General features: G+C 71.3%; 12 protein-coding genes. 8 read left to right on the forward strand and 4 right to left on the reverse strand.

The features are described from left to right. Window positions 1-15 precede the first annotated feature (15 nt). The 3 genes from MYF83_RS13895 (at window position 16) to MYF83_RS13905 (ending at window position 2,798) form a co-directional block, all read left to right on the forward strand. Window positions 16-738 (forward strand): MgtC/SapB family protein, encoded by a 723-nt coding sequence (locus MYF83_RS13895; protein WP_248960710.1) that lies wholly within the window; start codon window positions 16-18, stop codon window positions 736-738. Between the two features lie 40 nt (window positions 739-778). Then, window positions 779-1,240, forward strand: a complete 462-nt coding sequence (locus MYF83_RS13900; RefSeq protein ID WP_248960711.1) for a DUF6789 family protein — start codon at window positions 779-781, stop codon at window positions 1,238-1,240. A gap of 115 nt (window positions 1,241-1,355) precedes the next feature. Continuing rightward, complete coding sequence (locus MYF83_RS13905; RefSeq protein ID WP_248960712.1) at window positions 1,356-2,798, forward strand: N-acetylmuramoyl-L-alanine amidase; 1,443 nt, start codon at window positions 1,356-1,358, stop codon at window positions 2,796-2,798. A 108-nt stretch (window positions 2,799-2,906) separates the two neighbouring features. Here MYF83_RS13905 and MYF83_RS13910 read toward each other — a convergent pair whose 3' ends face one another. After that, on the reverse strand, window positions 2,907-3,146 hold the full coding sequence (locus MYF83_RS13910; RefSeq protein ID WP_248960713.1) for a hypothetical protein: 240 nt from the start codon (window positions 3,144-3,146) through the stop codon (window positions 2,907-2,909). 255 nt (window positions 3,147-3,401) lie between these two features. On the opposite strand from MYF83_RS13910, the gene MYF83_RS13915 reads away from it, so the two are divergent. After that, window positions 3,402-3,611, forward strand: a complete 210-nt coding sequence (locus MYF83_RS13915) for an EF-hand domain-containing protein (protein WP_248960714.1) — start codon at window positions 3,402-3,404, stop codon at window positions 3,609-3,611. Between the two features lie 55 nt (window positions 3,612-3,666). On the opposite strand, the gene MYF83_RS13920 is transcribed toward MYF83_RS13915, so the two are convergent. Continuing rightward, complete coding sequence (locus MYF83_RS13920) at window positions 3,667-4,848, reverse strand: PucR family transcriptional regulator (RefSeq protein ID WP_248960715.1); 1,182 nt, start codon at window positions 4,846-4,848, stop codon at window positions 3,667-3,669. Window positions 4,849-5,037: 189 nt separating this feature from the next. Between MYF83_RS13920 and MYF83_RS13925 the strand changes: the two genes are divergently transcribed. Further along, a complete protein-coding gene (locus MYF83_RS13925; protein ID WP_308201441.1) occupies window positions 5,038-5,634 on the forward strand; it encodes an RNA polymerase sigma factor in 597 nt (198 codons plus the stop codon). Beyond that, the gene (locus MYF83_RS13930) at window positions 5,627-6,910 is read left to right on the forward strand and encodes a CU044_5270 family protein (RefSeq protein ID WP_248960717.1); all 1,284 of its coding nucleotides are present in this window, start codon (window positions 5,627-5,629) and stop codon (window positions 6,908-6,910) included. Before MYF83_RS13925 ends, MYF83_RS13930 begins: the two co-directional genes overlap by 8 nt. Before the next feature lie 53 nt (window positions 6,911-6,963). On the opposite strand, the gene MYF83_RS13935 is transcribed toward MYF83_RS13930, so the two are convergent. Further along, window positions 6,964-7,542, reverse strand: a complete 579-nt coding sequence (locus MYF83_RS13935) for a hypothetical protein (RefSeq protein ID WP_248960718.1) — start codon at window positions 7,540-7,542, stop codon at window positions 6,964-6,966. Window positions 7,543-7,918: 376 nt separating this feature from the next. After that, complete coding sequence (locus tag MYF83_RS13940) at window positions 7,919-9,199, reverse strand: hypothetical protein (RefSeq protein ID WP_248960719.1); 1,281 nt, start codon at window positions 9,197-9,199, stop codon at window positions 7,919-7,921. Window positions 9,200-9,492: 293 nt separating this feature from the next. Between MYF83_RS13940 and MYF83_RS13945 the strand changes: the two genes are divergently transcribed. Then, a complete protein-coding gene (locus MYF83_RS13945) occupies window positions 9,493-10,140 on the forward strand; it encodes a helix-turn-helix domain-containing protein (RefSeq protein WP_248960720.1) in 648 nt (215 codons plus the stop codon). 210 nt (window positions 10,141-10,350) lie between these two features. Beyond that, complete coding sequence (locus MYF83_RS13950) at window positions 10,351-11,526, forward strand: homogentisate 1,2-dioxygenase (RefSeq protein WP_248960721.1); 1,176 nt, start codon at window positions 10,351-10,353, stop codon at window positions 11,524-11,526. Window positions 11,527-11,947: the final 421 nt, after the last annotated feature.

Consider the following 11,947-nt stretch of genomic DNA (forward strand, 5'->3'; position numbering starts at 1 on the left):
TTCTAACCTGGTTCGATGGCGGTGGCACTACTCGGCGACCTCGCCGGGCAAGGCTGGACACAGGTCGGTGAGCTGGCCCTGGCGTTCGTGCTCTCGGCCGCCATCGGCCTGGAGCGGGAGATCCGCCAGAAGAGCGCGGGGCTGCGCACCCACACCCTGGTCGGCTTCGCCTCGGCCCTCATCATGCTGGTGTCCAAGTACGGCTTCGCCGACGTCCTCGGGCAGAACGTCACCCTGGACCCGTCCCGGGTGGCCGCCCAGATCGTGTCCGGCATCGGCTTCATCGGCGCCGGGCTGATCTTCATCCGGCAGGACGCGGTGCGCGGGCTCACCACCGCCGCGACGATCTGGCTGACCGCCGCCATCGGCATGGCGGCCGGGGCCGGGCTGTGGCTGCTGGCGGTCATCGTCACCGTGGGGCATTTCGCGGCGGTGTTCGTGCTCACCCCGGTGGCGGGCCGGCTGCCGCACTCCAAGTACGCCCCCTCCCGGCTCCACCTCACCTACCAGCAGGGACGCGGCGCGCTGCGGCGGGTGCTCGAGGAGTGCACCCACCGCGGGTTCAGCATGAGCGAGCTGTCGGTCGACCAGCGGGCCGGGCGGGAGGATTCGGCCTTCGTGACGGTGTGGCTGAGCGTGCACGGCCCGGGCGCGATCTCGGAGCTGACCGCCACGCTCACCGAGATCGACGGGGTGCTCGCCGTCTCCGGCCAGGACTCCGACTCGGCGATGCCCTGACAGGCGGTTTCTCCTGTCCGCGCGCGGGGAGGTAGTCGCAATGATCCACAACCTCGTGCGGGGCGCCTTCAGCGGCGTGATCGCCACCGCTGCCATGAGCGCCGTGATGGTCGCCGGAGACCGGGCCGGGCTGATGGGCGAGCATCCACCCCAGCGCATCGCCCGGGCGGCCCTCCCGGGTCCGAAGCACCGGCCCAAGCCGGGTGAGGGCGTGCTCGGCGCGGTCGCGCACTTCGGGTTCGGCGCCGTCAGCGGCGCGCTGTTCGCCGCGGCGGTCGGCCGTCGCGAGCCCCGCCCGCCGCTGGGCGCCGTGTACGGGCTGGCGATCTGGGCCGTCAGCTACCAGGGATGGGTGCCCGGCCTCGGGATCCTCCCGCCCATCCACCGCGACCGGCCGGGCCGGCAGGCCATCATGGCCGCCGGTCACGTGGTGTACGGCACGGCGCTGGTGCTCGCCCTGAACCGCCTGCGCCGGGGCGACCGGACGGCCGTGCGCCACTGACACAGCGACAGTTCAGCGCCGTTTGTATGGGTTTTTGGATCTTTTCTATATGAGTCCTCCGGACGCTTTACGGCACGGCCCTCCGAGCCTGGAGCGCCTGCCTTGAGGAGGACTCATGATGGCTTTCCGCGCGCGCCGCCCCCATCGCCTGGCGGTGGCGCTGGCCGGCTTACTCGCGACACCGATCTGCCTGCTCGGCCAGCCGGCGAGCGCCGCACCGGCCGACCCGCTGGCCGACGCCTTCAGCGGTGCTGCATCGGCGTACGAGGTGCCACGCGATCTGCTCGTCGCGCTCGCCTACTCCGAGACCCATCTCGACGGGCATGGCGGCAAGCCGAGCGCGAGCGGCGGCTACGGCGTGATGCACCTGGTCACCAATCCGACCAACCACACGCTGGAACAGGCCGCGGCGCTCACCGCCAAGCCGGTGGCGACGCTCAAGTCCAACAGCGCGGCCAACATCGCGGGCGGCGCCGCCGTCCTGCGCGCCCAGGCCGACAAGCTCGGCCTCAGCGCGGCCGGCCGCAAGGACCTCGGCAAGTGGTACACCGCCGTGGCCAAGTACGGCGGCGCCACCAGCCCCGGATCGGCCCGGCTCTACGCGGACACCGTCTACGACCTGCTCGGCGAGGGCATCCGCGCCGTCACCCCCAGCGGTGAGACGGTGAGCGTCAAGGCGCAGGCGGTGGAGCCGGACCGTGGCGAGTACGCCGACGCCCCCGACCTGAACGCCCCGCGCCTCGCGGCCTCCGCGGACTACCCGAGCGCCCAGTGGGTCGCGGCCAGCACCAGCAACTACCGGGTCGCCAGCAGGAACGCGAGCACGATCGACCGCATCATCATCCACGTCATGCAGGGCTCCTACGCCGGCACGATCTCCTGGTTCCAGAACCCCAGCGCCAAGGTGTCGGCGCACTACCTCGTGCGGTCCTCGGACGGCGACATCACCCAGATGGTCCGCGACAAGGACGTCGCCTACCACGCGACGGTCTACAACGACCGCGCCATCGGAATCGAGCACGAGGGGTACATCAGCGACGCCAGCTGGTTCACCGACGCCATGTACCGCTCGTCGGCCGCCCTGACCCGTTACGTCGCCGACAAGTACGGCATCCCGAAGGACCGTACGCACATCATCGGCCACGTCCAGGTTCCCGGGACCGACCACACCGACCCGGGGCCCAACTGGAACTGGACCAAGTACATGCAGTACGTCACCGGGAGCACCAGCGGTAACCCCTACACCCCCGAGCAGGTCTGCGGGAGCGGCTACAGCGTGATCGACTCCGCCGCCCTCGGCTCGTCGGGGACGGTGTACCTGCTGTACAACACCGACACCGGCTACAACTGCGTCGCCACGATCAAGAGCACCTCACTCGGCACCGCCTCCGCCGCCTCGGCGTACCTGGAGGTGCAGGGGTCGACGAGGATCACCGACTCGGGCAACTTCGCGTACTACGCGGGACCGGTACGGGCCTCCGCGGCCGACAAGTGCGTCAAGTGGGGCGGCAAGGCGGGCACGTCGACCTACGACAGCGCCTTCGAACACTGCGGCTGATCTCCGGCGACCCGACCGTCTCGGGCCGCCTCCCCACCGGGGGGCGGCCTTCGGCCGGGCTCACCGAACGGGGACGGCGTCATGGCTCCCGGAGAGAGGCCGGTGCCTTCACGACCCGCCGAGGCGGCGCAGCAGGGCCTCGCGCCTGGCCTCGAGCGTCGCGATGAGCTCCTCCTGCTCGTCGGCCATGGCGATCAGCATGGCGACCTCGGCCGCGTCGGTCGGAGCGATGGAGCGTTCCCCGATGGTCCCGCGCAGCTCCGCCACGCTCTCGCGCAGCTTGGCCAGATCCTCCTCGACCATGCGAAGTTCTTCGCGAAGCTCGGTCTCATCGCCCTCGGCCGCCATCAGCGCTCCCTCCTTCTCCTCACGCCGGGCCCCGTGCGAGACCCACCCGCACGGCACCGCCGGGCACCCACCTGATACCCAGTCGGGCGGCGACCACCCCGATCCGGCGGGCGCCGGCGGGCACTATGATCACTCGGTCCGCGGCTTCGTACGGGTCTGCCGGAAAAGGGAGTTGTGGGTCAACTGCCTGAAAAGCCGAAATGGTGGCAGTAAGCCGACTAAGGTGCTGGACGACCGATCATGCGAGGAGTGGCAATGAGCGAGTACGCGGTGACCTTCGATCTGGTCGACGCCGACAAGGACGGGCTCATCTCGGCCGGAGAGCTGCTGCGGCTGATGGAGGTGCTCGGCCAGCCGGTGTCGGCGGAGACCGCCGAGACCGCGGTCCAGAAGCTCGACTTGGACGGCGACGGGCGCATCTCCCTGGAGGAGTTCTCCCGCTACCTGGCCTCCACCACCGGCTGACCGCACGCCGCGACGATCAGGCGATCCGAGGTCACGGCTTCCCGGCCGCGCCGCTTCAGGGCCTCATCGCCTGGCGGGCGCGTAGCACGATCTCCAGCTCGAAGCGGATGTCGGGGTCGGCGAGCTGGTCGCCGTACAGCTCCTCCAGTTGCCGCAGCCGGTAGCGCACGGTCTGCGGGTGGACGTGGAGCCGCGCGGCGACCTCCCCGGCGCCGCGCCCGTGCCGCAGCCAGGCGAGCAGCGTCTCGGCCAGCCGGTCCTGCCGGCTGGGCGGCAGACCGGCGAGGGGCGCGAGCCGTACCTCCGACAGGGCCCTCACCAGCGCCTCGTCCTTGAACACGATGAGCACGGCCATGTGGTCCGAGCATCGCACCACTCCCTTGCGCTCCGGGAGTACGCCGCGCTTGGCGAGGCCCAGCGCGTCCCTGGCCCACTGAAGCGACGTCGCGGCGTCCAGCAGCGGCACCGCCGGGCCGATGGCCGCCCGCCAGCCGCGCAGCCCCGCGTCCAGCATCTGGGCCCGGCCCGGTCCCGAAGGATCGGGGACGATGAGGCAAGGAGGCTCGCGCTCCAGCCCGATCAGGACATCCGGTGGCAGCGACGGCGCGCGGAAGCCGCCCCGCTCCTCCATCGCCACGCCCGCCACCGTTCTCGGCGGCCGCCATCCGGCGGCCTTGGCCAGGCCGGCGATGACCTCCGGGGACGCGGCCGGCCGGGAGAGCAGCAGGTCCAGGAGGCGATGCCGGCGGCGTTCCATCTCGCCCGCCGCGTTGGCCCTGGCCTCGTTGTAGCCGTCGGTCGCGGCGTCGGCGAGCTGGTCGAGGAACACGAAGATGGCTTCGCCCATGTCGTAGAGCGTGCGCGGGTCGAGGGCGAGCCGTTCGGCCTGCTCTGTGAGGCGATGCCACGCCACCCGGGCTCCAAGGCGCATCGCGGTCTGGAGGGGTTCCAGATCGCGGCCCTCGGCCGCCTCCCCGCGGCCGATCGCGCGGAACACCTCGGGGTCCCAGGCCTCGTGTGGTCGTTCGATACGGCCGAGGAACCGCCGGAGAGCCTCGTCGACGGCCAGGCGCAGCACCTTGATGTAGATCTCGTCCGCCGGACGGGCGTACTCGGGCACGCGCTGCTGGATCTCGCTGATCATCTGATCGGCGAGGTCGCCGACCACCGGCCGGAGAAGTGCGGCCACACCGGCCGGCACGGCGGCCCAGAGCTCGTCGTCCGATGTGATCGCCAACGCACCCTCCCGTCGGAGTCCGTCCAATTGTGGCGTACGGGACAGCGGGCGCAGGGGTGAGCAGCCCGTTTTCCTTGGCGGGTGGTCATACGACCCGGCCGGATCCTCGCCGGAAGAAAGTGGGACCTGGGGTCGCACGTGCGGCCAAGTATGGGTGAAAGCATCGAAACCCGGAGAGGACCGCACGTGGTGAGTGCTCAGGCACTGCTCGACGGCTCCACGCTGGACGACTCCACCGTGATCGCCCGCTCGCTGGAACAGCCCGAGCTGTTCGCGGTGGTGTTCGACCGGCATGCCGACGAGATGTTCCGGTACGCCGCGAGGCGCCTCGGAGCCGAGCCGGCCGAAGACGTGGTGGCGGAGGTGTTCCTGGTCGCGTTCCGCCACCGGGGCCGCTACGACCGCACGCGTCCCGACGCCCGGCCGTGGTTGTACGGCATCACGACCAACGTGGCATCCCAGCACCGCAGGGCGGAACGCAGGCGCATCGACGTCATGGCGAGGATCGGCGCCGACCGCCCGGGATCGTTCGACGACCGGAGCGTGGAGCGCGTCACCGCCCAGCAGCTCCAGCCCCGGCTGGCCCGGGCCCTGTCCACGCTGTCGTCACGCGAGCGCGACCTGCTGCTCCTGGTGGCCTGGACGGACCTGAGCTACGAGGACGTCGCCGAGGCGCTTCGCATCCCCACCGGGACGGTCCGTTCCCGGCTGCACCGCGTCCGCGTGAAACTCCGCCGGACGCTCGGCGCCATCGACCCCTTCACCTTGGAGACCCAGCATGGATGACGAGATCCAGCCGTTCGCGGACGGCCGTCCGGCCGCTCCGCCGTACCCCGCGGAGGCGCGGGAGGCGGCACGCGACCGCCTGCTCGCCGAAGCCGCCGGCCGACGGCGGACCAGGTTCCGTTTCGGGTCCGGGTCGGGCCGGCCGGGGGGCCGGTTCGGCGTTCCCCGGCTCGGCTGGCAGGCCGCCGGAGCCTTCGGGGTGACCGTGGCCGTGGTGGGCGGCGTGGTGCTGGCCCTCCCGTCACGGCCCGCTCCGGTCGCGGTGCCGGGGGCCATCGCGACCGCGTCGCCGCAGGCCACGGCGGCCGACTCGGTCGCGGTGGCTCCCCCTGTGGACGGCGCGGAGCTGCACCCGCGGGCCGGCCAGTTCCTCCTGGTGGAGTCCGAGACCATGTACACCGCCGAGACCATGGGCAAGACGGAACGGGCTCGCTACCTCTACCGGACCAAGCGCCAGATCTGGCAGGCGGCCGACGGGAACGCCGGAGGTCTGCTCCGGATCGAGGGACTCCCGCCCAAGCAGATCCCGGGCTGGCCGCTGCCGCAGGAGGCGCAGCAGTGGGAGAGCGGCGAGTGGCATGAGATCTCCGGCCACTGCCCCGGGCAGTCCGACGACTTCCGCACGGACTACGTCCACCTCAGCACGTTGCCCGCGGACGAGGCCGGGATGCGCGAGCACCTCTACACCGGGTCGCCGACCAAGAACCCCGCCGACGACGCCGCGTTCACCGCGGTCGGCGACCTGGTGAGGGAGAACTACCTGCCGCGCGCCCAGAGGCAGGCGCTGTTCGAGGCGGCCAAGACCATTCCTGGGGTGGAGGTGGCCGAGCGCGTCAAGGACTCGGCGGGACGCGAAGGCATCGCGCTGGGCAGGAACGAGCGCGGCACGCTCACCCAGCTGATCTTCGATCCGGAGACGTACATGTTCCTCGGGGAGCGCGGCACGGTCGTCGACGCGAAGGCGGCGGAAGCGCCGGCCGGCACCGTCCTGGCGCTGACGGCGCAGCTGAAGGTGTCGGTCGTGGACGAGCTGCCGAAGGTGTCCGGGGCCGGCAAGGACGGCAGCTGCGACATGCGGCAGCAGGAGCCGACGCCGCCGCCCGACTCCCCCGACCAGAACGGCGACGGAGCCCTTCCGACGCCGACGCCGACGCGGACGCGGACGCCACAGTCCACGGATGGCGACACCGGCCGTCCGACGGCGCCGCCGCCGAGGCCGGAGCCGCTCACGAACGGCGACGCAGGTGTCACGACGTGGGCCGTGCCGAGCGACTGACCCGTTCTCACCCACCGCGCCGGCATCACCGTCCCGACATCGCCATCACGGGGTCAGACGAGGCCGATCATGAAGCCTTCGTCGCGTACGCCGAGGTAGATGTTGGGACGGTGCGTCCGCATGCCCTGCTCGATCGGTTCGATGTGCTTGCGGACGGATCCGAGCGGGAGGCGGTAGCCGTTCACGACGCGGTGGAACTCCCACAGGTGCTCCATCTCGGGATGCCGGGCCCGGAAGCCGGGGTCGGCCGGGAAGAGATCGAGCCGGAGCATCACCTTGCGGGGCATGAGGTAGTCGTCCAGCCTGAACCGGCGTTGCACGGTCCGGGAGACGGCCACTGCTGCCAGTTCGGACCACGCGACCGCCCAGGACCTGCCGGCCGGGTCGTCCCACCGGATGCCCGGCTGCTCGATGACGAGCTTGCGCGGTCGGGTGATCTTGCGCCAGGTCAGCACCGGGAGCAGCGCGATGGCGATGAACACCACACCGAGAACGCCGACGACGGCGGCCGTGGCGCCGCCGCCTTCCACCTGGCCGGTCAGCGCCGAGAACACCGAGATCAGCCCAAGCGCCCCGGCCACCACGCCACCGGCGACGGCCTTGCCCTTCGACCCGGCTCCCACGTCCACCACGACCGGCTCCGCCCCCGGCTGCGGCCGCGGGACGTCCCCCTGCTCTCCGAACGCACGAGCCGGCACCGCCGGCTGAACGAACTGCCCGGGCGGCACAGGGGGCTGGACGAACTGCCGTGCTGCGTGCTGCCTGCCTGGCGGCGGTGGAGGCGCCTGCTGTGATGGGAACTGCTGCCCCGGTCCCGTATATGCCACACGGGGATGCTAGGCCGAACGATGAATGGAATACCGGAATTCGGGATGACTCGCCGTAGATAAGTCGAGTTATCACGCTATGTCATGAAAAAATCCCATGCCGTACCCCACGTCCGGCCTACCCCATACCGCAGGTAAGGCGTGGTAGCGGGGCAGGCCGGGGGTGGAGGTGGGGTGGGGGTCAGTCGGTGATGTAGATCTGGCTGAAGACTTCCGAGAGCTTCTTCACGTCCTGGGTGATGCCGACCTCGGGGGAAGCCGCGCTGTACATGGTCGACAGGCGACGCTGGAGGGGCTGCAGCTTGGTGAGCTGCTCCCAGGCGGGCGTGGCGGTCAGGCCGGAGCCCATGACGCGGTACGTGGCGCCCGTGCCGTCCTCCCAGCGGGTCCACAGGTTGACGGTGGCGGCGCCGTCCTTGAGCGGGGTGGCGATGCGGTCCTGCGCGGCGGTGGCGGCCTGCTCGGCGGTCAGCGGCGAGGCGTCCTTGCCGGCGAGCCCGGCGTCCTCGGCGGCGATCTGCGCGAGCGTGTCCCACGCCAGGGACTTGACCTTGGTCCACTGGTTGCGCTGCGCCTGCTGGGGGGTGATCTTCCAGGTGGCGTAGGCGCTCTGCAGCAGTCCGGAGTCGAGCGCGAGCTGGTCCACCGAGCCGGAGGTGAGCAGCGGCTCGATGTGCTCAGGCGTGAGCAGCGGGTACTTCTTGGTCATCTCGGCCTTGCAGGAGTCGTCGGCGCCGCAGCCGAACTCCGGGACCACCGTGTGGACGCCGAGCTTCTTGCCGGGGGCGACGGTGTGCAGCGCCGCGGCGGCGGCCGAGACGAAGGTGCTCATCTCCTCGGGCGTCTTGACGGCGCCGTTGTAGCCGAGCTGGGAGGTGAACCGGATCCCGACGACGCCCGGCTGGGCGGCGAGCGCGCCGGCCTTCTTGACCGCGGTGGCGAAGGCGGCGGCACCGGCCTTGTAGTCGTCGAGGAGCTCGGTGTCGACCCACACCCGCATGTTGCTCGCCGCGGCGGCGGCGATGGCCTGCCCGGCGGGCGTCTGCGCGGCGGCGGCGATCTCCTCGGGGGTCACCGAGCAGGTCTCGCCGGCGGTCTGGCAGGTGGGCGGCGTGTTGTCGTCCTGGTACCCCTCAGGGGCGGGGTCGCCCTCGTCGTGGGCCTGGCCGTCACCCTCACCGCCGGTCGCGCACGCCTCGACGGTGCAGTCGATCCAGCCGACGGGGTACTCGGTGGCCCCTTTCAGATTCGCACCGTCGTCCTTCGCCCAGAACCGGACGATGTCCAGCGCCTCCTGCGGGGTCGGCGCCAGCCAGAAGCACTGGGGGTCCGACTGCGAGGCACCGTTGGTGTAATTACGGCAGTCGTCGGCACCGTCCTCGGAGAACGCCGTGGCGGCCGGGATGCCCACCGCGAGAACGGTGAGGGCGGCGCTGAGGGCGAGTGCTCTCCTGATTCGCATCAAGCGTCTCCTTGGGCGGCGCGAAATATTGGTGATCGTCCATAAACGATCGAAACGACTGTATCGGGCACATCATTACTCGACCAGTGGCTCTCCAGGATTCCTTGACCGGCGAGCGCCCCACCTGCCCGTCCGTCCCATCAGTTCACCTGGTGTGATCCTCCACGTTCCCAGGCCGGCGGCGGAACGCCGCACGCTTCCAGCGGCGTGTCGCCGCTTCCCCGACGCGCCGGGGCCCGGCCGTGCTCACCCTCCTTCCTCCTGAAGGCGGCCTCACCTCGCATAATCGGGAGATGCGCGACCATAAGGGGAGCCCGGAGTCGGCCCAGACCCTGGAACGAGGGCTGCGGCTGCTCCGCCTGCTCGCCGACGGGCATCGCGGGCGCACACCCACCGAGCTGGCGCAGGAGCTCGGGCTGAGCCGCCCGATCGTCTACCGGCTCCTGACGACATTGCAGAACGAAGGGTTCGCGCGGCGGGACGCCGAAGGGCGGGCCCATCTCGGCTTCGGCGTCCTCGCGCTGGCCCGCGCCGTCCAGCCGCTGCTCCGGGCGGCCGCGCTGCCGGCGCTGCGCCGCCTGGCCGAGGACACCGGGGCGACCGCCCACCTGACCGCGGCCGAGGGCGACGAGGGGCTGGCCATCGCCGTCGTCGAACCGACGTGGACCGACATGCACGTGGCCTACCGGGAGGGCTCGCGCCATCCGCTGTCGCGCGGAGCCGCGGGGCTGGCGATCCTGGCGCTGCGCGAGGGCCGTACGGAGTACATGGTCACCGAGGGACAGCTCCAGGAGGGGGCGCGCGGCGTCGCGGCTCCGCTGCCGGGGCTGCCGTGGCTGGAGGCCTCCGTGGGCATCGTGACGTTCGGCCCGATCGACGCCGCCACCCTCGGCCCCCGCGTGGTCGCCGCCGCCGTCGAACTGGGCGGGGCCCTGACGTAGCACGCGGCCTTGTGTGGCCCACGAGCGTGGCGTGGCGCACGGGCGTCGCGTGGCGTGGCGCACGGGCGTCGCGTGGCGTGGCCGGAGGGTGACGACCGTCTGTGACCAGCGAGGGAGACGCGACGATCAGGTTGACATCGCCGGGATGATGGCGGATCGTCGTACGTATAGAGGACATCATTGTCCGATATGCGTACACCGGGAGGGGCGATGCCGCACTACCGCACCGTCGGCGAGGTGCCGCGCAAACGGCATATCCAGTTCCGCAAGCCCGATGGCGGGCTGTACTCCGAGGAACTGATGGGCGAGGAGGGCTTCTCCTCCGACTCCTCGCTGCTGTACCACCGGCACCTGCCCACCGCGATAGTCAAGGCGGAGGCGGTGCCCGACATCGTGCGCGCCACCCTGTCGCCGAACCTCCCCCTCTCGCCGCGCCACTTCCGCACCCAGGGGCTCCCGGTGGGCGGCGACCTGGTCACCGGGCGGCAGCCGCTGGCCGGCAACGCCGATGTCCGCATGTCGTACGCCGCCGCCGACCGGCCGAGCGAGCTGTACCGCGACTCCAAGGGCGACGAGTGCGTCTACATCGCGAGCGGCCGGGTGCGCTTCGAGTCCACCTACGGCGCGATCGAGGCCGGCGAGGGCGACTACGTGGTGGTCCCCACCGGGACGATCCACCGCTGGGTGCCGCTGGACGGCACGACGGTGCGCGCGCTGACCATCGAGGCCGCCGGGCACATCCGCCCACCGAAGCGCTACCTGTCGCAGTACGGCCAGTTCCTGGAGCACGCCCCGTACTCCGAGCGCGACCTGCGCGCTCCGGACGAGCCGCTGATCGTCGAGGAGTCCGAGACGCCCGTCCTGGTCAGGACCCGGGGCGGCCTGACGCGGCTGACCTACGCCCATCATCCGTTCGACGTGGTCGGCTGGGACGGCTGCCTCTACCCGTACGCCTTCGACATCAACGACTTCGAGCCGGTCGTGAAGCGCACCCACGCGCCGCCACCGGTCCACCAGACCTTCGAGGGGCCGGGCTTCGTCATCTGCTCGTTCTGCCCCCGGCCGCTGGACTTCCACCCCGAAGCCGTGCCGATCCCCTACAACCACCACAACGTCGACTCCGACGAGTTCATGTTCTACGCCGGCGGCGACTACACGGCGCGTAAGGGCTCGGGCATCGACGTCGGGTCCATCTCCCTGCACCCCGCCGGCTTCACGCACGGTCCCCAGCCCGGGGCGGTGGAGGCGGCCGTCGAGGCCGTGCGGCGGGGCACCACCGTCACCAGCGAGCTCGCCGTGATGATCGACACCTTCCGCCCGCTCGACCTCGGCGACGCCGCGCTGTCCTGTGAGGACCCGTCCTACGCATGGACGTGGGCCCGATGACCGGACACGTCGTGGGCACCGAGACCACCACCCCCCGTACGGCCGACGAGGAGATCGCGGTGAGCACGCTCTTCCGGTCCCTGGTCGACGACGCCGGCCTGTTCCCGCCCACGCTGCTGCCCATGTCGAGGGCGCTGGCCCGCCATTACGCCGACGAGGACGCCGGCAACCCCGTGCTCACGCACCGCCTCGTCTGCCCGGCCAGCCGCCTGGACGAGCTGCGCGCCTCCCTGACCCGTCCCGTCCGGGTGGGGGTCATCGTCGACACGCCCCTGTCACCGGAACTCCTCGGACTGACGTCCTGCGACCCGAGCGTGGAGGTCGAACTGGTCGAGGCGCCCCTCCCGCCCGACGCCACCGTCGTCGACGTGGCGGAACGGCTCGGGCCGGCCCGCTCGCGGGCGCGGCTGTTCGTCGAGGT

It is taken from the genome of Sphaerisporangium perillae, assembly GCF_023276435.1.
GTDB classification, from domain to species: Bacteria; Actinomycetota; Actinomycetes; order Streptosporangiales; family Streptosporangiaceae; genus Sphaerisporangium; species Sphaerisporangium perillae.